Origin of the sequence: Rathayibacter sp. AY1C9 (genome assembly GCF_002932315.1) — a bacterium.
Taxonomy (GTDB): Bacteria; Actinomycetota; Actinomycetes; order Actinomycetales; family Microbacteriaceae; genus Rathayibacter.
Genome location: NZ_PSVZ01000003.1, coordinates 74164 through 93685 on the forward strand (window position 1 = coordinate 74164; position 19522 = coordinate 93685).

The following is a 19522-nucleotide window of genomic DNA, read 5'->3' on the forward strand; positions in this document are numbered from 1 at the left end:
GTTGGAACCGAATCACGGACCACCGACACTGGTATGGCCATGCGCGTCTGGAGGCACGTCACCGGTGCCCGGCCGACACCCAGGTGCGGAGGTTCCGCTGAACGGCGGACGCCGGTAGAATGAGAAGCTGGTCACGGTTCGACGCACCCTGCGCACGTGATCCGCACACGGCCCGATGGAGCGCCGACGCACACCTCCGGAATCCAGGGACGCACATCATCCGCTCCGCGCATCAGATCGATCGCGCGACCGGCCGGAGAGCACCCGCGGGCCACCCCCGGGGGAATGACTCCGGGACCCGACCGGTTAGCAGTGGGTAGGAAACGAGGTACACATGTCAGACATCCTGATCGACCGCCCCGAGCTCGAGAGCCTGGGCGTCTACGAGTTCGGCTGGTCCGACTCGGACTCCGCCGGAGCCTCCGCGCGACGCGGCATCTCGCCCGAGGTAGTCTCCGACATCTCCGCGCTCAAGAACGAGCCCGCCTGGATGCGCGACCGCCGCATGAAGGCCCTGAAGCTCTTCGAGCGCAAGCCCATGCCGACGTGGGGCGCCGACCTGTCGGACATCGACTTCGACAACATCAAGTACTTCGTCCGCTCCACCGAGAAGCAGGCGCAGACCTGGGACGACCTCCCGGACGACATCAAGAACACGTACGAGAAGCTCGGCATCCCGGAGGCGGAGCGCCAGCGCCTCGTCGGCGGCGTCGCGGCCCAGTACGAGTCCGAGGTCGTCTACCACCAGATCCGCGAGGACCTGGAGGAGCAGGGCGTCATCTTCATGGACACCGACACGGCGCTGCGCGAGCACCCCGAGATCTTCGAGGAGTACTTCGGCACCGTCATCCCCGCGGGCGACAACAAGTTCGCGGCGCTGAACACCGCGGTCTGGTCCGGCGGCTCCTTCGTGTACGTCCCCAAGGGCGTCCACGTGGACATCCCGCTGCAGGCCTACTTCCGGATCAACACCGAGAACATGGGCCAGTTCGAGCGGACCCTGATCATCGCGGACGAGGACAGCTACGTCCACTACATCGAGGGCTGCACGGCTCCGATCTACAAGTCGGACTCGCTGCACTCGGCCGTGGTCGAGATCATCGTGAAGAAGAACGCCCGCGTGCGCTACACGACGATCCAGAACTGGTCGAACAACGTCTACAACCTCGTCACCAAGCGCGCGATCGCGCACGAGGGCGCGACGATGGAGTGGATCGACGGCAACATCGGCTCCAAGGTCACGATGAAGTACCCGTCGATCTTCCTGGTCGGCGAGCACGCCAAGGGCGAGACCCTGTCCGTCGCGTTCGCGGGCCCCGGCCAGCACCAGGACGCCGGCGCGAAGATGGTCCACATGGCGCCGTACACGCAGTCGTCGATCGTCTCGAAGTCGATCGCCCGCGGCGGCGGTCGCGCCGGATACCGAGGCGAGGTCCGGGTGGACGCGAACGCGCACCACTCGGCGAACACCGTGCGCTGCGACGCCCTCCTGGTCGACACCATCTCGCGCTCCGACACCTACCCGGCGATCGACATCCGTGTCGACGACGTGCAGCTCGGCCACGAGGCGACGGTGTCGAAGGTCAGCGAGGAGCAGCTCTTCTACCTGATGTCGCGCGGCCTGCCGGAGGACGAGGCGATGGCCATGATCGTCCGCGGCTTCATCGAGCCGATCGCGCGCGAGCTGCCCATGGAGTACGCCCTCGAGCTGAACAAGCTCATCGAGATGGGGATGGAGGGCAGCGTCGGTTGACGCCCGCCTCCCCCCTCGAAGGGGCGCCCGGACGGGGCGCCCCGCACCCATCGAAAGGAACCACCGCCAGATGACGGTCCCCACGAGCGCCGCGACCCCCGAGATCGACGGCGCGGCCGCCGCTGAGCGCCTGGGCATCAGCGCCCACTCCGACGGGGCGTTCACGCCCGTGCAGACGCGCTCCGAGCGCTTCGCGTCGGCCGACGTCGAGGCCTTCGAGGCCGTCACCGGCCGCGAGATCGCCTGGAAGCTGACGCCCGTCGCCCGCCTCGGCGATCTGATCGACGGCGCGCTCGACGGCTCGCCCGCCCCCCTCGAGCACGCGGCGGTGGACGGTGTCGACGTCTCGTGGGTCGGCCGCGACGACCAGCGGATCGGCACCGCCGGCCTCCCCGAGGACCGCGCCGCCGCGAACGCCTGGTCGAGCTTCGAGAAGGCCCTCGCCGTCCGCGTGACGGGCGAGGACGAGAAGGTCGCCACCCTCGTCCGCTCGAGCCTCGGCTCCGCACCCCGCGCCGCGCACACGATCATCGAGGCGGCGCCCTACGCCCGCGCCGTCGTCGTGCTGCAGAACGAGGGGGAGGCCTCCCTCGCGGAGAACGTGGAGATCCTCGTCGGCGAGGGCGCGCAGCTCACCGTCGTCACCGTGCAGGAGTGGGCGGACGACGCCCGGCACCTGGCCAACCACTTCGTGCGGGTCGGACGCGACGCGAAGGTGAAGCACATCGTGGTCACCCTCGGCGGCTCCATCGTCCGGGTGAACCCCTCGGCGCACCTCGTCGAGCGCGGAGCGGACGGCGAGCTCTTCGGTCTGTACTTCGCCGACGGCGGCCAGCACCTCGAGCAGCAGGTGTACGTCGACCACGACGCCCCCGACACCCGCAGCCGCGTGACCTACAAGGGCGCGCTGCAGGGCGAGGGCGCGCGCACCGTCTGGATCGGCGACGTCCTGATCCGCAACAGCGCCACCGGCACCGACAGCTACGAGCAGAACCGCAACCTGGTCCTCTCGGACGGCACGCGCGCCGACTCCATCCCGAATCTCGAGATCGAGACCGGTGACATCGCCGGAGCGGGGCACGCCTCGGCGACCGGCCGCTTCGACGACGAGCAGCTCTTCTACCTGCAGTCCCGCGGGATCCGCGAGGACGAGGCGCGACGCCTGGTCGTGCGCGGGTTCCTCAGCGAGATCGTGCAGCAGATCAAGGTCGCCGAGCTCGAGGACCGACTGCAGCTCGCGATCGAGGCGGAGCTCGCCGGCAGCGCCGGCCAGACCGGCTCCTCCCGCGGAGCGGCGGTCACCGCATGAGCAACGCCGCGATGATCTGCTCGGTCTCCGAGCTGATCCCCAACCAGGCCATGCGGGTCGAGGTCGACGGAGTCGCGATCGCGGTCGTGCAGGACTCCGCCGGCGAGATCCACGCCATCGGCGACACCTGCACCCACGGCGAGATCTCGCTCTCCGAGGGCTTCGTCGAGGGCGACAGCCTTGAGTGCTGGGCGCACGGCTCCCAGTTCTCCCTCCGCACCGGCACCCCCCTGAACCTCCCGGCCTACGAGCCGGTCCCCGTCTTCGTCGTCGAGATCATCGACGGCGACGTCTACATCGACCCGACCGTCACGAAGGAAGTCTGAATGTCCGTTCTCCAGATCAGCGATCTCCACGTCAGTGTCGAGACCGAGCAGGGGACCAAGCAGATCCTCCGCGGTGTCGATCTCACCATCAACCAGGGTGAGATCCACGCGATCATGGGCCCCAACGGGTCCGGCAAGTCCACCCTCGCGTACACGATCGCGGGACACCCCAAGTACCACGTCGACGGCGGCTCGATCACCCTCGACGGCGTCGAGGTCCTCGACATGTCCGTCGACGAGCGCGCCCGCGCGGGCCTCTTCCTCGCCATGCAGTACCCGGTCGAGATCCCCGGTGTGACCAACACCAACTTCCTCCGCACTGCCAAGACCGCGATCGCCGGCGAGGCGCCCGCCATCCGCACGTGGACGAAGGACGTCAAGTCGGCGATGGCGAACCTCCGCATGGACTCGTCCTTCGCGGCGCGCAACGTCAACGAGGGCTTCTCGGGCGGCGAGAAGAAGCGCAACGAGATCCTCCAGCTCGAGCTGCTCGCCCCGCAGTTCGCCGTCCTCGACGAGACCGACTCCGGCCTCGACGTCGACGCGCTCAAGATCGTGTCGGAGGGCGTCAACCGCGCCCACCAGAGCACAGGTCTCGGCGTGCTGCTGATCACGCACTACACGCGGATCCTCCGCTACATCCAGCCCGACTTCGTCCACGTCTTCGTCGCCGGCCGCGTCGCCGAGCAGGGCGGCAAGGAGCTCGCGACCCGGCTCGAGGACGAGGGCTACGACCGCTTCCTGACCTCGGCGACGGTCTGATCATGGCGGTCACCACTCTCGAGCCGAAGCTCTTCGACCAGGTCGAGGAGGCCCTCAAGGACGTCATGGACCCCGAGCTCGGGGTCAACGTGGTCGACCTGGGACTCATCTACGACCTGGGCTGGGACGACGAGAACGACGCCCTCGTCATCCACATGACCCTCACCTCGGCGGGCTGCCCGCTGACCGACGTGCTCGAGGAGCAGACCGCCGAGTCGCTCGACGGCATCGTCGAGGCGTTCCGGATCAACTGGGTCTGGATGCCGCCGTGGGGTCCCGACCGGATCACCGAGGACGGGCGCGACATGATGCGCGCACTCGGCTTCTCGATCTAGCCGCTGCACACCGACGCCGAAGGGCCGGGAGGAGTCGTCCTCCCGGCCCTTCGGCGTTCCTGTCGTCTTCAGCCTGTCGCAGTCCATCGTGGAGTCGGAACGGCCGGACGGGTCGACTCCGGCGTCGAGGGCCGTCGTCGTCCCCGCCGGTCGAGTCGGTGGAGGTGCCCACCGAGGTCGAGCAGGAGGACCGCGCGGCTCGACCTCTGCCGGACGCCGAAGGGCCGGGAGGAATCGTCCTCCCGGCCTTCGGCGTCCGTGCGACCGCTCAGCGCGAGCGTCGCGAGAGCATCGCCCAGGTGGTGGGGAGCAGCGCGGCAGCGACCAGCGCCTTGAGCGCGTCGCCGACCAGGAAGGGCACGAGTCCCGCGGAGAGGACGGAGCCGAGGTCGGCTGGCAGCCCCAGCGAGGCGAGGGCGGCGGCCAGCCAGGGCAGGCCGACGAGGTAGATGGTGGCGGTGCCGGCGAGGAAGGTCACCAGCGTGCCGAGGACGCGACGGTCCCACTGCCGCTGGGCGAGCCACCCGGTGACGATCGACGCGAGGACGAAGCCGACGATGTAGCCGCCGGTGGGACCCGCGAGGACCGCCCAGCCGTGCGAGCCCTCGGTGAAGACCGGGGCGCCGAGAGCGCCGACGAGCGCGTACACGAGCATGGAGAGCGCGCCGCGGAGTGCGCCGAGCGTCGTGCCGACCAGGAGGACCGCGAAGGTCTGGCCCGTGAAGGGGACCGGCCACATCGGGATGAACAGCTGCGCCATCGCTGCGGTGAGACCTGCACCCGCGAGCACCAGCAGGGCGTCGGTCGCGACGGAGCGGGTGACGAGCCGGTCGGCGAGGACCGGGCGCGGGAGGGCGGAAGAGGAAGGGGACATGGGTGATCTCCGAGAGTCCTGGTCGCCCGAGAGCGAGGAGCGAGCGCGTCCGCGGTGAGCGGACGTGGATCCGCCCCGCGGCTCAGGAAATATACTAGGGGGCTGCCGCATCGCGGCCCCTTGCCCCACTCCTCCCGAACCGAACGCCATTTCTTGGCGGGAACGGACAGCACTGTGCTCAGCGTGCACGACCTCGAACTCCGAGTCGGCGCCCGACTCCTGATGGAGAACGTCTCCTTCCGGGTGGGCGACGGCGACAAGGTCGGCCTCGTCGGCCGCAACGGGGCGGGGAAGACGACGCTGACCAAGGTCCTCGCGGGCGACCTCATCGCGTCGAAGGGCACGGTCGACCGCGGCGGCGAGATCGGCTACCTCCCTCAGGACCCGCGCTCCGGCGACCCGGAGGAGCTCGCGCGCACCCGCATCCTCGACGCCCGCGGGCTGGGGCAGCTGGTGCTCGGCATGCAGGAGGCGACGGTCGCGATGTCGAGCAGCGACACCTCCGTGAGCGAGGCCGGCATGAAGAAGTACGGCAACCTCACGGACCGCTTCCTCTCCCTCGGCGGATACGCGGCTGAGGCGGAGGCCGCGTCGATCGCGAGCAACCTCAACCTCCCCGACCGGATCCTCGACCAGCCGCTCAAGACGCTCTCCGGTGGCCAGCGGCGCCGCATCGAGCTCGCGCGCATCCTCTTCTCCGACGCGAGCACGCTGATCCTCGACGAGCCGACGAACCACCTCGACGCCGACTCCGTCGTCTGGCTCCGCGAGTTCCTCAAGAACTACCGCGGCGGCTTCATCGTGATCAGCCACGACATCGAGCTGGTCGGCGAGACCGTGAACCGCGTCTTCTACCTCGACGCCAACCGCCAGGTCATCGACGTCTACAACATGAACTGGAAGAACTACCAGCGCCAGCGCGCCGCCGACGAGGAGCGCCGCAAGAAGGAGCGGGTCAACGTCGAGAAGAAGGCCGGCGCCCTCCAGCTGCAGGCCGCCAAGTTCGGCGCGAAGGCCTCGAAGGCCGCAGCGGCGCACCAGATGGTCGCGCGTGCCGAGCGCATGCTCAGCGGGCTCGAGGAGGTCCGTGCGGTCGACCGCGTCGCGAAGCTCCGGTTCCCGACCCCGTCCGCCTGCGGTCGCACCCCTCTGCAGGCTCAGAACCTGTCGAAGAGCTACGGCTCACTCGAGATCTTCACCGCCGTCGACCTCGCGATCGACCGCGGCTCCAAGGTCGTCATCCTGGGGCTCAACGGAGCGGGCAAGACGACGCTCCTGCGCATCCTGGGCGGCGTCGACCAGCCCGACACCGGAGTGATCGAGGCCGGGCACGGCCTCCGGATCGGCTACTACGCGCAGGAGCACGAGACGATCGACGTCAAGCGCTCGGTGCTCGAGAACATGGTCTCCTCCAGCCCGAACCTCACCGAGACCGAGGCCCGCCGGGTCCTGGGCTCGTTCCTGTTCACCGGCGACGACTCGCACAAGCCGGCCGGGGTCCTCTCCGGCGGGGAGAAGACCCGTCTCGCCCTGGCGATGATCGTGGTCTCGGGCGCGAACGTGCTCCTGCTCGACGAGCCCACCAACAACCTCGACCCCGCGAGCCGCGAGGAGATCCTCGACGCGCTCGCGCACTACGAGGGCGCGGTCGTCCTGGTCAGCCACGACGAGGGAGCCGTCGAGGCGCTGAACCCCGAGCGCGTCCTGATCATGCCGGAGGGCACCGAGGACCACTGGGCGGCCGACTACCTCGACCTGATCACGCTCGCCTAGCGGGCGTCGAGCAGCTCGTCCTCGACCTCGGAGTCGCTGCGGCCGCGGCGTCGACGGCGCTCCTCGCGCCGCTCCTCGGCCGCCACGACCTCGGGGTCGTCGGCGTTGCGGATGCGGTACTCGTGGCGGATCGCCCAGCCGAGCCCGCCGAAGCCCATGACGGCGAACAGCACCCACTGGATGGCGTAGCTGATGTGCAGGCCCTCGTCGGCGACCGGCTTGATCGCGGCCAGCGGGGGAGCGTCGACCGGCGCCGGCGCCTCGGCGACCAGCAGGCCGTACGCCGAGGTCCGCAGGGGCTCGTCCAGCTGCGTCGACAGGTCGTCGAGCTGGATCGTGGCGATCTGGCCGGCCGGTGCGGAGCGTCCGTCGATCCGTCCCTCCGTGGGCTTCAGGCGGGCGACGACGGTCACCTCCCCCTCGGGCGGCGCGGGGATCGCGTCGGGGGAGTCCTGGGTCGAGCCGACGGGGACCCAGCCGCGGTCGACGACGAACACGCTGCCGTCGTCGAGCCGCAGCGGCGTCAGGATCTCGAAGCCGGGGTTGCCGTTGTAGGGCCGGTTGCGGACGAGGGTCTGCCCCTCCGTCTCGTAGACGCCGGTGACCTCGACCGGGCGGTACTCGAGCGCGTCGTCCCACGTGGAGTCGGCGGGGAGCAGCCCGTCGAGCGCCACCGGGTCGGCGGTCCAGTTCGCGGTGACCAGCCGGTTGGTCGAGGCGGCCTGGTCGAGCCGCGCGACCTGCCAGCGCGAGAGCAGCACGCAGGCGACGGCGAAGACGATCGCGAGCGCGAGGTAGCCGAACCAGCGTCGCGAGAAGACGAAGCGCCAGGAGGGACGGGGCGCGTCGCCGCTCATCGGTCCGCTCCGCGATCGACCGTGTAGAGCGGCTTCACCTCGAGCGGGAAGTCGCGGGCGAGGAGGAATTCGCGCAGGAACTCCAGGTGCTCGCCGCAGGCCAGCCAGGTCTTCCGACGGTCCTCCGCGTGGATCCTCGGGTTCCGCCACGCGATCGCGAACGTCGCCGTCCGCGGGCAGCCCGCTCGGGAGCAGGCGTGCGCGTCGGGGACCCGGCCGAGCGGGATCACGGCCGGCCTCCTCGCGGGTCGCCGCCCTCGGGGCCGGTCGGCGCCTCGGAGTCGGGGGCGGGGGGCGGTGGGACCGGCCGGGGGAGGACGATCGCACCCGGCCGCTCGACGTTGCCGCGCTCGCCCGCACTGCCGACGTTGGCCAGCACGACGGCGAAGTAGGGCAGGACCACGGCGCCGATGGCGAAGAACAGCAGCCACCAGCCGTGGGCGAAGAGCAGGCAGATGACGCAGAGCATCCTGATGCCCATGGCGATCGAGTACTTGATCGCGCGGGAGCGCCGCTCGGCGCTCGGCGACGGCGGTAGGGAGGTGAGTGTCTCGCGTGGTTTCACAGCCCTGCAAGCCTACGTCGCGGCGGGCGGGTGCAGGCCGGGAGGGCCTCATCCCGGATTCTGTTGCGCGACGCGCCTCTAGGATGTACGGGTCGCCCGGCGCCGCACGAGCGCCGGCAGGAGGGACATCATGACCACGCCGCGCACCGTCCTCGTCACCGGGGGCAACCGGGGGATCGGCTTCGCCATCGCCCAGGAGTTCGTGGCCGCCGGTCACCGGGTCGCCGTGACCGCGCGCTCGGGCTCCGGTCCGGAGGGCTCCCTCACCGTCGTCGCGGACGTGACCGACGCCGCCTCCATCGACGCCGCGTTCACGCAGGTCGAGGCCGAGCTGGGCCCGGTCGAGATCCTGGTGGCGAACGCGGGCATCACCCGCGACACCCTGCTGCTGCGCATGACGGAGGAGGACTTCACGTCCGTCGTCGACACGAACCTCACCGGGGCGTTCCGCGTCGTCAAGCGCGCATCGAAGGGGATGCTCAAGCAGCGCTTCGGCCGCGTCGTCCTCATCTCCAGCGTGGTCGGCCTCTACGGGTCGCCGGGCCAGATCAACTACTCCTCGTCGAAGGCCGCCCTCGTGGGCTTCGCCCGCTCGCTGACCCGCGAGCTCGGCGCCCGCAACATCACCGCCAATGTCGTCGCTCCCGGCTTCATCGAGACCGACATGACCGCGGAGCTCTCGCCGGAGCAGCAGGCGGAGTACCGGAAGAGCATCCCGCTCGCCCGCTACGGCACCGCTGCCGAGGTCGCGAAGGTCACGCGCTGGCTGGCCTGCGACGAGGCGGCGTACATCTCGGGTGCCGTGATCCCGGTCGACGGCGGCCTCGGGATGGGCCACTGACCGATAAGCCCTGGGCTTATATCCGACAGATATAAGCTCTAGGCTTATGCGATGACCTCCTCCGATGTCGTCGCCGTGCTCCTGGACCTGGTGACCTCCCGCTCCCTCGTCGACCGCGCGGGTGCTCAGCGCGAGATCGAGCGGGGCTTCGCCGAGGTGGAGGCCGCGGTCCCGGCGATCCAGCCCCTGCACCCGACGGTCGGCGACGAGTTCCAGGCGATCTACCCCTCCGTCCACGCCGCGCTCCGGGCGACGCTGCAGGCGCGCCTCTCGCTCCCGGCCGGCGTCGACTGCCGCGCGGGCATCGGCCTGGGCGAGGTGCGGGTGGTCGGGTCGGGGATCGCCGGGGACCTCGAGGACGGGTCCGGCTGGTGGCACGCCCGCGAGGCCATCGATCGCGCCCACGCGCTCGAGGACGGTGCCGTGCCCACGGCCCGCGGATGGTTCGTCGCCGGGGACGCCGACGGGGACTCCGGCGAGGCGGCGGTCAACGCCTACCTCCTCTCCCGCGACGCCCTGGTCGGAGCGCTCAGCGCGCGCGATCGCCGGCTCGTGCTGGGGAGCCTGCGCGGAGCGTCGCAGAAGGAGCTGGGCGAGCAGGAGTCGATCTCGCAGCCCGCCGTCTCGCAGGCGCTGCGGCGTGCGGGAGCGGGCGCCCTCCTCGTCGGCGCGCGCCTGCTGGAGGAGACGTGCTGACGGCGCTGCTGCTCGCCGTGATCGGCCTCGGCGACCTCGCGCGCACGCACCTCCGCCGCCGTGGGGCCCTCCTCGCGATCCCCGTGCTCGCCGCCGCAGCCGTGACCGCAGCGCTCCTCGTCGGAGCCCCGCCGCTCGGTGCGGCGATCGTCGTCGTCCTGGCCGGAGCCTGGCTGCTGACGACCACGACCGTCGAGAACGCGCGGCCGCCCGGGGGTCTGCGTCCGGCCGTCGCCCTCGTCGCGGCGGTCCTGGTGCTGACCGCTGTCGACCGCGCCACCGGCGTCCCGACGGGGCCGCTCGCGCCGACCATCGTCGCGAGCACGCTCCCTCCGATCGAGCAGCTCGCTCTGGCGGTCGGAGCCGGGCTCTTCCTGCTGGAGAGCGGCAACGTGATCGTGCGGGCGGCACTGTTCCGCGAGCTCCCGCAGGCCGAGCCCGCGCCGCGTCCGCGCTGGAGCGAGCGGTTCGCGCGTCGGGAGCCGGCCGACGCCCGCCTGCCGGACCTCCAGGGCGGGCGCACGATCGGACCGCTGGAGCGGCTGCTGATCGCCGGCCTCACGCTCGCCGGAGCGATCGGCCTCGCCGGTGCCGTGCTCGCGGCCAAGGGGATCGTGCGCTTCCCCGAGATCTCCCGCGACGGCGGCAGCGGCGAGAAGGCGGAGTACTTCCTGGTGGGCTCGCTCGTCAGCTGGGCGCTGGCGCTCGGCTGCGCCGGACTCGTCGCGATCGCGGGCCGCTGACCTTCCTGAGGCCGGGGGAGGCGGGCCTCAGCCGCGGAGGCCGAGGACAGGCAGCAGCTGCGACAGGTCGAGGCCGCCGACGACGAGGTCGGCGCGCTCCCGCACCAGGGGCTTGGCGTTGAAGGCGACCGCGAGGGAGGCGACCGCCATCATCTCCAGGTCGTTCGCACCGTCGCCGACGGCGATCGTGCGCTGCGGCGGGACGCCCGAGACCGCCGCCCACTCGCGGAGCGCCTCCGCCTTGGCCGCGGCGTCGATGACCGCCCCGTCGACCGCTCCGGTCAGCAGGCCGTCCCCGCAGCAGAGGCGGTTGGCCCGGACGAAGTCGAGGCCGAGCGCACCGGCGACCGGGTCGAGGACCTCGTGGAACCCTCCGGACACCACACCGACGCGGCCGCCGGCGGCGTGGACGCCGGCCACGAGCTCGGCGGCGCCGGGCGTGACGCGGACGCCCGAGCTCACACCGGGGAGCACCGACTCCGGGACCCCGGCGAGAGTGGCGACCCGCTCGCGGAGGCTCTCGCCGAAGTCGAGCTCGCCGCGCATCGCCCGCTCCGTGACGGCGGCGACGCGCTCCTCGGAGCCGGCGTGCACCGCGAGGAGCTCGATCACCTCGTCCTGGAGGAGGGTGGAGTCCGCGTCGAGGACGACGAGGAAGCGGGCAGGCGTCGCAGGACGCTCACTCATGGGTCGGTCCGATCGGTCGGGTGGGCGCGCCGGGGCGCAGAGCTCGACCCGCGGGGGTGCTACGGGTGGACGACGACGCCCTTGCCGACGACGGTGATGCCCGACTCGGTGACGGTGAACCCGCGCTCGCGATCGCGGTCGTGGTCCACGCCGACTCGAGCACCGGGCTCGACGACGACGTCCTTGTCGAGGATAGCGCGGACGACCAGCGCGTCCGGGCCGATGCGGACCTTGTCGAAGACCACCGAGTCGGTGACCGTCGCGTTCGACTCGATGACCGTCCAGGGCCCGACGACGCTGCGCTCGATGTGCGCGCCCGAGATCACGGTGCCGAGCGAGACGACCGAGTCGACCGTCGATCCCATGTTGCCCTTGCCGTCGCGGACGATCTTGGCCGGCGGGGAGTTCAGCTGCGACGAGAAGATCGGCCACTGCTGGTTGTAGAGGTTGAAGACCGGCAGCGCCGAGATGAGGTCCTGGTGGGCCTCGAAGAAGGAGTCGATGGTGCCGACGTCCCGCCAGTAGTAGCGGTCGCGGTCGGTCGAGCCGGGGACGTCGTTGAGCTTGAGGTCGTAGACGCCCGCCTCGCCGCGCGCGACGAAGTCGGGGATGATGTCGCCGCCCATGTCGTGGTCAGACGTGGAGGACTCGCCGTCGCGGATGACCGCGTCGATCAGGGCGTCCGCGTCGAAGACGTAGTTGCCCATGGAGGCGAGGACCTCGTGCGGGGAGTCGGCCAGGCCGACGGCGTCCTTGGGCTTCTCGAGGAACTCGGAGATCATCGTCGGGACGATGCCGTCGCCCGCCTCGTCACCGGCGAGCTGGATGACGCCGAACTGGTCCGCGAGCTCGATCGGCTGGCGGATGGCCGCGACGGTCGCCTTCGCACCGGACGTGATGTGCGCGTCGATCATCTGCGAGAAGTCCATGCGGTAGACGTGGTCGGCGCCGACCACGACGACGATGTCGGGCTTCTCGTCGCGGATCAGGTTGAGGCTCTGCAGGATCGCGTCGGCCGAGCCGCTGAACCAGCGCTTGCCCAGGCGCTGCTGCGCGGGGACCGAGGCGACGTAGGAGTTCAGGAGCCCGGAGAGGCGCCAGGTCTGCGAGACGTGGCGGTCGAGCGAGTGCGACTTGTACTGCGTCAGCACGACGATCTGAGTGAGACCGGAGTTGATCAGGTTGGACAGCGCGAAGTCGATCAGCCGGTACTGCCCGCCGAACGGCACCGCGGGCTTGGCCCGGTCCGCCGTGAGGGGCATGAGGCGCTTTCCCTCGCCGCCGGCGAGGACGATGCCGAAGATCTTCTTTGACTGCATGGCACCACAGTAGGGGCTCGGGCTTCCCCGTGGACCCCGGCTGTCGCCGGGGGAGCGCCCTGTACTACGGTTCGGGGGTGCGAGTCGATCTGCTGACCAAGGAATACCCGCCCGAGGTGTACGGGGGAGCCGGTGTCCACGTGGCCGAGCTCACCAAGGCGCTGCGCAGCGACCTGGAGGTCGTGGTGCGCTGCTTCGGCGCGCCGCGCGAGGAGGAGGGCACGTTCGCGTACTCCGTCCCCGCGGAGCTCGCCGAGGCGAACGGCGCGCTGCAGACCCTCGGGGTCGACCTGCAGATCGCGCAGGACGCGGCGGGGGCCGACCTGGTCCACTCCCACACCTGGTACGCCAACGCCGCGGGGCGTCTCGCCCAGCTCCTGCACGGCATCCCGCACGTGGTCTCGGCGCACAGCCTCGAGCCGCTGCGTCCGTGGAAGGCCGAGCAGCTCGGCGGCGGCTACCGCGTCTCGAGCTGGATCGAGCGGGAGGCGTACGAGAACGCCGACGCCGTGATCGCGGTGTCCGGCGGCATGCGCGAGGACATCCTCCGCTCCTACCCGGCCCTGGACCCGGCGAAGGTCCACGTGGTCTACAACGGCATCGACCTCGACGCCTGGCACCCGGTCGAGGACGAGGCCGTCCTCGCCGAGCTTGGCATCGACCCCTCGCGCCCCTCCGTGGTCTTCGTCGGCCGCATCACCCGGCAGAAGGGCCTGCCCTACCTGCTCCGCGCCGCGGCGACCCTGCCTCCCGAGGTGCAGCTCGTGCTCTGCGCGGGCGCCCCCGACACCCCCGAGATCATGGCCGAGGTCACCTCCCTCGTCCGCAGCCTCCAGGAGGAGCGCACCGGCGTCGTCTGGATCGACCGGCACCTGCCGCGCCACCAGCTCTCCGCGGTCCTGACGAACGCGACCACGTTCGTCTGCCCCTCGATCTACGAGCCCCTCGGCATCGTCAACCTCGAGGCGATGGCCTGCGGTGCGGCGGTCGTCGGGACGGCGACCGGCGGCATCCCGGAGGTCGTCGACGACGGCGTGACCGGCCGTCTCGTCCCGATCGAGCAGGTCACCGACGGCACCGGCACCCCCGTGGACCCGGAGCGCTACGTCGCCGATCTGGCCGCCGCCCTCGCCGAGGTCGTCGCCGACCCGGAGACGGCGAAGCGGATGGGCGCCGCGGGCCGCGAGCGCGCGCAGAGCCACTTCAGCTGGACGCAGATCGCGCGGGACACCCGGGCGATCTACGACTCGCTCGTCTGAGCCTCCCGGCCGCCTCCTTTAGAATGGCTCCCATGCCCAGCGTTGTCTCGTTCGTCGATGTGTCCTTCGTCCGGAACGGCAAGCGGATCCTCGACCACGTGTCGTGGGACGTGGCCGAGGACGAGCGCTGGGTGATCCTCGGCCCCAACGGGGCGGGCAAGACCTCGATCCTGCAGATCGCCGCCGCGCAGAACTACCCCTCGACCGGTGCCGCACACCTGCTCGAGGAGACCCTCGGCCGGGTCGACGTGTTCGAGCTGCGCCCGCGCATCGGCTACGCCTCGACCGCGATGGCGCGCCGCCTCCCGGCCGGCGAGAGCGTGCTCGACGTCGTGATGACCGCCGCCTACGCCGTCACCGGCCGCTGGAACGAGGGCTACGACGCGATCGACGAGCGCCGCGCCCGCCGCGTGCTGTCCGAGTGGAAGCTCGAGCACCTCGCCGAGCGCACCTTCGGGACGCTCTCGGACGGCGAGCAGAAGCGCGTCCAGATCGCCCGCGCGATCATGACCGACCCCGAGCTGCTTCTGCTCGACGAGCCGGCCGCGAGCCTCGACCTCGGCGCCCGCGAGGAGCTCGTCCAGCTGCTGGGCGGCTTCGCGAAGGACCCGGCGTCGCCCGCGATCGTGATGGTGACCCACCACGTCGAGGAGATCCCCGACGGCTTCACCCACGCCCTGCTCCTCCGCGACGGAGCGGTGGTGGCGGCGGGCCCGCTGGCCGAGTCCCTGACCGAGGCGACGCTCGCCGAGACCTTCGGGCTCGACATCGCTCTCACCCGCGAGAACGGGCGCTTCTCGGCCCGCGCCCGCGGCTGACCCCGGCTCCGGGGTCCGGGCGCGGCGCGACTTCTGCGCGCGCTGCCGGTCTGGTATTCTCGGTAGCTGGTTCGGGCCCGTTCGCGGTGCGCCCGCCCTCATCCACCCGTTCCCGTCGACGACAGGTGCGGTTCAGGACCATCGACGACAGGACACGACCATGAAGACCGACATCCACCCCGAGTACTCCGCGATCGTCTTCCGCGACCTCGCGTCCGGTGAGACCTTCCTCACCCGCTCGACCGCGAAGAGCAGCAAGACGATCGAGCTCGACGGCGTGACCTACCCCGTCATCGACGTCGAGATCTCCTCCGCCTCACACCCGTTCTACACGGGCAAGCAGCGCATCATGGACTCGGCCGGCCGCGTCGAGAAGTTCAACAGCCGCTACAAGAACTTCGGCAAGTAGCACTCCTCGAAGGGCCCTCGACCTCACGGTCGGGGGCCCTTCGTCGTTCCCGCGGGGCGGTCCTCAGTAGCGGTAGAAGCCCTCTCCGGTGGCCGTTCCGAGGCGGCCGCGATCGAGGTACTCCGTCTTCAGGTGGGCGGCGAACGCCTGGGAGGCCTCGTCCGGGGCCGCGGCGGCGATGTTGTAGGCGGTCCGCAGACCGACGACGTCGAAGATCTGGAAGGGTCCGAGAGGGGCGCCGGTGCCGATCCTCCAGGTCTTGTCGATGGTCTCGTGGTCGGCGTAGCCGCCCATGAGCAGACCCGACGCGGCGTTGAGGAGCGGCACCAGCAGCGAGTTCAGGACGTAGCCGGCCTTCTCCTTCTGCAGCCTGATGGGCTCGAGGCCGCTGGAGACGGCGAACTCCACGACGGCGTCGACCGCGGCGGGGTCCGTGTCCGCCGTCCCCATGATCTCGGCCGTGTTCTGCGCCCAGACGTGGTTGGCGTAGTGCAGCGCGAGGAACCGGTCGGGTCGGCCGGTCGAGGCCTTCAGGTCGCTGGGGAGCAGCGTGGACGAGTTGGTCGCGAAGACCGTGCGCTCGGGAGCGAGCGCACCCAGGCGGCCGTACAGCTCCTGCTTCAGGCCCAGGTCCTCGGGGACGGCCTCGATCACGAGGTCGGCGTCGGCGACAGCCTCCGCGAGGTCGGAGGTGAGGCGGAGGGAGTCGAGCGCCTCCTGCGGTCCGCCGGCGACGCCGCCGGGCAGCGACTCGTAGACGCCCGCGAGACCGCGGAGCCGCTCGCGCGCCGACTCGAGGACGTCGTCGGAGAGGTCGTAGACGGTGACGGCGAAGCCGTGGAAGGACGACTGGAAGGCGATCTGGGAGCCGAGCACTCCGCTGCCGAGGACGGTGACCGTGCGGATCGTGGGCATGACTTCTCCTTGCGAGAGGGGGGAGGGGGAACACGTGCTCACCCGATCCCACAGCGCCGCGGTCCGCGGAGCGAGGGCTTGCGCCGACGGGCGGGCCGTGGCCGTCGGGGAGCCGGCGCGGTAGCGTCCCGGCATGGTGTCCTTCGCCGACAAGCCGATCCTGCCGTTCACGACTCCTGAAGAGTGGGACGCCTACCTCCGCGGCGAGCCCGACCCGGACGGAGTCCGGCTGAAGCTGCGGAAGAAGGCCGCCGTCGATCCGGGGATCACCTACGCCGAGGCGCTCGACATCGCGCTCTGCCACGGCTGGATCGACGGTCAGGCGGGAGCCTTCGACGAGCAGTTCAAGCTCCAGGCCTTCACCCCGCGGCGTCGCGCGAGCCCGTGGTCCAAGGTCAACCGCGATCACGTCGCACGGCTGCTGGCGGAGGGCCGGATGCTGCCGGGCGGGCGGGCCGAGGTCGAGCGGGCACGCGCCGACGGGCGCTGGGACGCGGCCTACCGGCAGCGCGATGCGGAGGTGCCGGACGACTTCCAGCGGGCGCTCGACGCGGATCCGCAGGCCCTGGCCTTCTTCGCGACCGTCGGCGGGCAGAAGCGCTTCGCGTTCCTCTTCCGCCTCTCGCAGCTGAAGCGGGCGGCGACGCGGGAGCGGCGGATCGCGGAGTACGTGGCGCTCCTGCGCGAGGGGCGCACGCTGACCTGAGGGGTCAGTGGCGGACCGGCCAGCCCCCGTCGGCGACGAAGGACTCGTCGCGGACGCGGCGCATGTACTCCTGGAAGGACTCGGCCTGGGTGCGGCACCAGTCGACCTGGAGCGCGTGCAGGGCCTCCGCGCCGACTCCGAGCTCGTCGGCGAAGGCGCGGCCCAGCGCCTGGGCGACCCGACCCGCCGCGATCGCGTCCGCGCCCGCGTCGTGCGCCTCGGTGAGGGCGACGCCGTAGTGCTCGGCGGCGAGGGTCAGGGTGCGCTTGCCCTTGCGGTAGCGGTCCACCGCCTTGTCGATCACGAGCGGATCGACGACGGGGCTCGGGTCGAGCAGCACGGGCACGCCCCAGCGGCGCGCCTCGTGGGCGAGGAGCGAGAGGTCGTAGGGGGCGTTGTAGACGACGACCGGGATGCCGCGGGCGAGGAGCGAGCGCAGCGCCTCGGAGATCTCGGCCACGACCTCGCCGGCGGGGCGGCCGTGCGCGCGGGCGTGCTCGGTGCTGATCCCGTGGACGGCGGAGGCGCCGGCCGGGATCTCGACCCCGGGATCGGCGAGCCAGGTCATGCCCTCGATCGGCTCGCCCGCCGCGTCGATCACGCCGACGTGCGCGGTGACGATGCGGCTCGTGCGGACGTCGATGCCGGTGGTCTCGAGGTCGAACACGGCCAGCAGGTCGAACCACCGCGCCCCCTCGGAGGGGACGAGCGCCCGCTCGGCGTCGTCGAACAGCATCGGCTCGGTCTGCGTCTCGGTCGTTCCGGTGGTGCTCACGCCGACAGCCTAAAGGGGGCCTCTGACATCGGCCGGAGGCCCCTCGGCGTGCTGCCGGGTCAGCGGGCCTCGTGCGCCTTGGCGACGTGGAGCCAGAAGAAGCCCTGCGTGCCGAGCGTCATCGTCAGCGTGCCGTCGTCCGAGAATCCGGGGAAGCGGCCGCCGCCGAACAGGTCGCTCAGCGTCGATCCGGGATTCTCCGGGTCGGTGATCGTGACCGAGACCGGGTTGTGGTTGAAGCTGAAGACGCAGAGCACCTCCTCGGGCTGGTCGCCCATCTCGGAGCCCGAGCCGGCGTAGTCCCGCACGAAAGCGAGCACCGACTCGTGGTCCGTCTCGAGGACGCGCATCGACCCGAGGCCGAACGCCGGGTGGCCGCGGCGCACGTGCAGGACGTTCCGCATCCAGTGCAGCAGGGAGCGGGACTGCGCCAGCTGCGCCTCCACGTTGACCTGGTTGTAGTGGTAGACGAGCGACTGGACGATCGGCTGCACGAGCTTGCCGGGGTCGGCGGCCGAGAAGCCGGCGTTGCGGTCGGGCGTCCACTGCATCGGCGTGCGCGACGCGTCGCGGTCGTTGAGCCAGATGTTGTCGCCCATGCCGATCTCGTCGCCGTAGTACAGGAACGGGCTGCCGGCGAGGGAGAAGAGCAGGGCGTTGATCAGCTCGAGCTCGGCGCGCGAGTTGTCCAGCAGCGGCGCGAGCCTGCGGCGGATGCCGATGTTGGAGCGCATCCGCGGGTCGTAGGCGTACCAGCCGTACATGGCCTGGCGGTACTCCTCGGACACCATCTCGAGCGTGAGCTCGTCGTGGTTGCGGAGGAACACGCCCCAGGCGGCGCCGCTGGGGATGTCGAACGTCTCGGAGAGCACCTTCTTCAGCTCGTTCGCCGTCTGCGCGCGGAGGGAGTAGAAGATGCGCGGCATGACCGGGAAGTCGAACGCCATGTGGCACTCGGGCTCCTCCTCCGTGCCGAAGAACGCGGCGACCTCCCGCGGCCACTGGTTCGCCTCGGCGATCAGGATGCGGCCGGGGTAGTCGCGGTCGACCATGGTGCGGAGGTTCTTGATGAACTCGTGGGTGGGCGGCTCGCCCTCTCCGTTGCCCTCGTCGGACTCGTAGAGGTAGGGGATCGCGTCGAGCCGGATGCCGTCGACGCCGAGGTCGAGCCAGAACTTGACCACGTCGTGGATCGCCTCGTGCACGGCGGGGTTCTCGAAGTTGAGGTCCGGCTGGTGGGAGAAGAAGCGGTGGAAGTAGAACTGGCGGCGCTCGGCGTCGAAGGCCCAGTTCGAGTCCTCGGTGTCGACGAAGATGATGCGGATGTCCGGCCACTTGTCGTCGGTGTCGTTCCAGACGTAGAAGTCGCCGTAGGGGCCGTCGGGGTCGGACCGGGACTGCTGGAACCATTCGTGCTGGTCGCTGGTGTGGTTGAGCGGGAAGTCCATCACGATGCGCATGTTGCGCTCGTGGGCCTTCCGGACGAGGTCGCGGAAGTCCTCCATCGTGCCGAACTCGGGGAGGATCGCCTTGAAGTCGGAGACGTCGTAGCCGCCGTCGCGCAGAGGCGACATGTAGAACGGCGGGAGCCAGAGGGCGTCGATCCCGAGCCACTGCAGGTAGTCGAGCTTGGAGGCGAGCCCGTTGATGTCGCCGGCGCCGTCGCCGTTGGAGTCGTAGTACGACCGGATCATCACCTCGTAGAACACCGCCCGGCGGTACCACTGGGGGTCGAGGGCGAGTCCGGGGAGTTGGATCGGCGACGTGAAGCTCACGGTGCTCCTTCTGCTGCTGCCTGAG

General features: G+C 70.8%; 22 protein-coding genes. 13 read left to right on the forward strand and 9 right to left on the reverse strand.

Annotation, left to right across the window (positions count from 1 at the left end):
• Window positions 1-334 precede the first annotated feature (334 nt).
• The 5 genes from sufB to C5D09_RS03775 all read left to right on the forward strand — a co-directional run bounded on the left by sufB (window position 335) and on the right by C5D09_RS03775 (window position 4485).
• The gene (gene sufB, locus C5D09_RS03755; protein WP_104221933.1) at window positions 335-1753 is read left to right on the forward strand and encodes a Fe-S cluster assembly protein SufB; all 1419 of its coding nucleotides are present in this window, start codon (window positions 335-337) and stop codon (window positions 1751-1753) included.
• 70 nt (window positions 1754-1823) lie between these two features.
• Window positions 1824-3062, forward strand: a complete 1239-nt coding sequence (sufD, locus tag C5D09_RS03760) for a Fe-S cluster assembly protein SufD (RefSeq protein ID WP_104268636.1) — start codon at window positions 1824-1826, stop codon at window positions 3060-3062.
• Entirely contained in the window at window positions 3059-3388 is a 330-nt protein-coding gene (locus tag C5D09_RS03765) for a non-heme iron oxygenase ferredoxin subunit (protein WP_077222834.1), read from the forward strand. Before sufD ends, C5D09_RS03765 begins: the two co-directional genes overlap by 4 nt.
• Window positions 3389-4150, forward strand: coding sequence for a Fe-S cluster assembly ATPase SufC (gene sufC / locus C5D09_RS03770; protein WP_104221937.1), 762 nt, complete (start codon window positions 3389-3391; stop codon window positions 4148-4150).
• Between the two features lie 2 nt (window positions 4151-4152).
• Complete coding sequence (locus C5D09_RS03775) at window positions 4153-4485, forward strand: metal-sulfur cluster assembly factor (protein WP_104221939.1); 333 nt, start codon at window positions 4153-4155, stop codon at window positions 4483-4485.
• Between the two features lie 268 nt (window positions 4486-4753).
• Here C5D09_RS03775 and C5D09_RS03780 read toward each other — a convergent pair whose 3' ends face one another.
• A complete protein-coding gene (locus C5D09_RS03780; RefSeq protein WP_104232632.1) occupies window positions 4754-5359 on the reverse strand; it encodes a biotin transporter BioY in 606 nt (201 codons plus the stop codon).
• A gap of 174 nt (window positions 5360-5533) precedes the next feature.
• On the opposite strand from C5D09_RS03780, the gene C5D09_RS03785 reads away from it, so the two are divergent.
• Complete coding sequence (locus C5D09_RS03785; protein ID WP_104221943.1) at window positions 5534-7132, forward strand: ABC-F family ATP-binding cassette domain-containing protein; 1599 nt, start codon at window positions 5534-5536, stop codon at window positions 7130-7132.
• Here the strand turns inward: C5D09_RS03785 and C5D09_RS03790 are convergent.
• The 3 genes from C5D09_RS03790 to C5D09_RS03800 are packed head-to-tail and all read right to left on the reverse strand — an operon-like array spanning window position 7129 to window position 8554.
• Window positions 7129-7989, reverse strand: coding sequence for an SURF1 family protein (locus C5D09_RS03790; protein WP_104268637.1), 861 nt, complete (start codon window positions 7987-7989; stop codon window positions 7129-7131). The two genes, C5D09_RS03785 and C5D09_RS03790, sit on opposite strands and share 4 nt — an antisense overlap.
• Window positions 7986-8219, reverse strand: coding sequence for a hypothetical protein (locus C5D09_RS03795; RefSeq protein ID WP_104268638.1), 234 nt, complete (start codon window positions 8217-8219; stop codon window positions 7986-7988). Before C5D09_RS03795 ends, C5D09_RS03790 begins: the two co-directional genes overlap by 4 nt.
• The gene (locus C5D09_RS03800) at window positions 8216-8554 is read right to left on the reverse strand and encodes a DUF3099 domain-containing protein (RefSeq protein ID WP_104268639.1); all 339 of its coding nucleotides are present in this window, start codon (window positions 8552-8554) and stop codon (window positions 8216-8218) included. The genes C5D09_RS03795 and C5D09_RS03800 overlap by 4 nt, the downstream gene beginning before the upstream one ends.
• Before the next feature lie 130 nt (window positions 8555-8684).
• Here C5D09_RS03800 and C5D09_RS03805 point away from each other — a divergent pair, with 130 nt between their 5' ends.
• From C5D09_RS03805 to C5D09_RS03815, 3 genes are read left to right on the forward strand one after another with little or no spacing between them, the layout of a single operon-like run.
• Window positions 8685-9395: a beta-ketoacyl-ACP reductase gene (locus C5D09_RS03805; protein WP_104268640.1), complete on the forward strand. Its 711-nt coding sequence runs from the start codon at window positions 8685-8687 to the stop codon at window positions 9393-9395.
• 51 nt (window positions 9396-9446) lie between these two features.
• On the forward strand, window positions 9447-10091 hold the full coding sequence (locus C5D09_RS03810) for a SatD family protein (RefSeq protein WP_104268641.1): 645 nt from the start codon (window positions 9447-9449) through the stop codon (window positions 10089-10091).
• Window positions 10085-10834: a hypothetical protein gene (locus C5D09_RS03815; RefSeq protein ID WP_104268642.1), complete on the forward strand. Its 750-nt coding sequence runs from the start codon at window positions 10085-10087 to the stop codon at window positions 10832-10834. Before C5D09_RS03810 ends, C5D09_RS03815 begins: the two co-directional genes overlap by 7 nt.
• A gap of 27 nt (window positions 10835-10861) precedes the next feature.
• Here the strand turns inward: C5D09_RS03815 and serB are convergent, their stop codons facing one another.
• On the reverse strand, window positions 10862-11521 hold the full coding sequence (gene serB, locus C5D09_RS03820) for a phosphoserine phosphatase SerB (protein ID WP_104262940.1): 660 nt from the start codon (window positions 11519-11521) through the stop codon (window positions 10862-10864).
• A 59-nt stretch (window positions 11522-11580) separates the two neighbouring features.
• Window positions 11581-12840, reverse strand: coding sequence for a glucose-1-phosphate adenylyltransferase (locus C5D09_RS03825; RefSeq protein WP_104221960.1), 1260 nt, complete (start codon window positions 12838-12840; stop codon window positions 11581-11583).
• Window positions 12841-12917: 77 nt separating this feature from the next.
• Here C5D09_RS03825 and glgA point away from each other — a divergent pair, with 77 nt between their 5' ends.
• The 3 genes from glgA (at window position 12918) to C5D09_RS03840 (ending at window position 15326) form a co-directional block, all read left to right on the forward strand.
• The gene (gene glgA, locus C5D09_RS03830; protein WP_104225282.1) at window positions 12918-14099 is read left to right on the forward strand and encodes a glycogen synthase; all 1182 of its coding nucleotides are present in this window, start codon (window positions 12918-12920) and stop codon (window positions 14097-14099) included.
• A gap of 32 nt (window positions 14100-14131) precedes the next feature.
• Window positions 14132-14917, forward strand: coding sequence for an ABC transporter ATP-binding protein (locus C5D09_RS03835; RefSeq protein WP_104221964.1), 786 nt, complete (start codon window positions 14132-14134; stop codon window positions 14915-14917).
• A gap of 160 nt (window positions 14918-15077) precedes the next feature.
• Complete coding sequence (locus tag C5D09_RS03840; RefSeq protein ID WP_068253003.1) at window positions 15078-15326, forward strand: type B 50S ribosomal protein L31; 249 nt, start codon at window positions 15078-15080, stop codon at window positions 15324-15326.
• Between the two features lie 63 nt (window positions 15327-15389).
• On the opposite strand, the gene C5D09_RS03845 is transcribed toward C5D09_RS03840, so the two are convergent.
• A complete protein-coding gene (locus C5D09_RS03845) occupies window positions 15390-16241 on the reverse strand; it encodes a 3-hydroxyacyl-CoA dehydrogenase (protein WP_104268643.1) in 852 nt (283 codons plus the stop codon).
• Between the two features lie 133 nt (window positions 16242-16374).
• Here C5D09_RS03845 and C5D09_RS03850 point away from each other — a divergent pair, with 133 nt between their 5' ends.
• Window positions 16375-16947, forward strand: coding sequence for a YdeI family protein (locus tag C5D09_RS03850; RefSeq protein ID WP_104262939.1), 573 nt, complete (start codon window positions 16375-16377; stop codon window positions 16945-16947).
• 4 nt (window positions 16948-16951) lie between these two features.
• Here the strand turns inward: C5D09_RS03850 and C5D09_RS03855 are convergent, their stop codons facing one another.
• Window positions 16952-17683 (reverse strand): 3'-5' exonuclease, encoded by a 732-nt coding sequence (locus tag C5D09_RS03855; protein WP_104268683.1) that lies wholly within the window; start codon window positions 17681-17683, stop codon window positions 16952-16954.
• Between the two features lie 98 nt (window positions 17684-17781).
• On the reverse strand, window positions 17782-19497 hold the full coding sequence (treS, locus tag C5D09_RS03860) for a maltose alpha-D-glucosyltransferase (protein ID WP_104268644.1): 1716 nt from the start codon (window positions 19495-19497) through the stop codon (window positions 17782-17784).
• Window positions 19498-19522 lie beyond the last annotated feature (25 nt).

Excerpts from the sequence above, each read along its gene's own strand:
- sufB (WP_104221933.1), top strand. The coding sequence starts at position 335 with ATGTCAGACATCCTGATCGACCGCCCCGAGCTCGAGAGCCTGGGCGTC.
- sufD (WP_104268636.1), top strand. The coding sequence starts at position 1,824 with ATGACGGTCCCCACGAGCGCCGCGACCCCCGAGATCGACGGCGCGGCC.
- C5D09_RS03765 (WP_077222834.1), top strand. The coding sequence starts at position 3,059 with ATGAGCAACGCCGCGATGATCTGCTCGGTCTCCGAGCTGATCCCCAAC.
- sufC (WP_104221937.1), top strand. The coding sequence starts at position 3,389 with ATGTCCGTTCTCCAGATCAGCGATCTCCACGTCAGTGTCGAGACCGAG.
- C5D09_RS03775 (WP_104221939.1), top strand. The coding sequence starts at position 4,153 with ATGGCGGTCACCACTCTCGAGCCGAAGCTCTTCGACCAGGTCGAGGAG.
- C5D09_RS03780 (WP_104232632.1), bottom strand. The coding sequence starts at position 5,359 with ATGTCCCCTTCCTCTTCCGCCCTCCCGCGCCCGGTCCTCGCCGACCGG.
- C5D09_RS03790 (WP_104268637.1), bottom strand. The coding sequence starts at position 7,989 with ATGAGCGGCGACGCGCCCCGTCCCTCCTGGCGCTTCGTCTTCTCGCGA.
- C5D09_RS03805 (WP_104268640.1), top strand. The coding sequence starts at position 8,685 with ATGACCACGCCGCGCACCGTCCTCGTCACCGGGGGCAACCGGGGGATC.
- C5D09_RS03810 (WP_104268641.1), top strand. The coding sequence starts at position 9,447 with ATGACCTCCTCCGATGTCGTCGCCGTGCTCCTGGACCTGGTGACCTCC.
- serB (WP_104262940.1), bottom strand. The coding sequence starts at position 11,521 with ATGAGTGAGCGTCCTGCGACGCCTGCCCGCTTCCTCGTCGTCCTCGAC.
- C5D09_RS03825 (WP_104221960.1), bottom strand. The coding sequence starts at position 12,840 with ATGCAGTCAAAGAAGATCTTCGGCATCGTCCTCGCCGGCGGCGAGGGA.
- C5D09_RS03835 (WP_104221964.1), top strand. The coding sequence starts at position 14,132 with ATGCCCAGCGTTGTCTCGTTCGTCGATGTGTCCTTCGTCCGGAACGGC.
- C5D09_RS03840 (WP_068253003.1), top strand. The coding sequence starts at position 15,078 with ATGAAGACCGACATCCACCCCGAGTACTCCGCGATCGTCTTCCGCGAC.
- C5D09_RS03845 (WP_104268643.1), bottom strand. The coding sequence starts at position 16,241 with ATGCCCACGATCCGCACGGTCACCGTCCTCGGCAGCGGAGTGCTCGGC.
- C5D09_RS03850 (WP_104262939.1), top strand. The coding sequence starts at position 16,375 with ATGGTGTCCTTCGCCGACAAGCCGATCCTGCCGTTCACGACTCCTGAA.
- C5D09_RS03855 (WP_104268683.1), bottom strand. The coding sequence starts at position 17,683 with ATGCTGTTCGACGACGCCGAGCGGGCGCTCGTCCCCTCCGAGGGGGCG.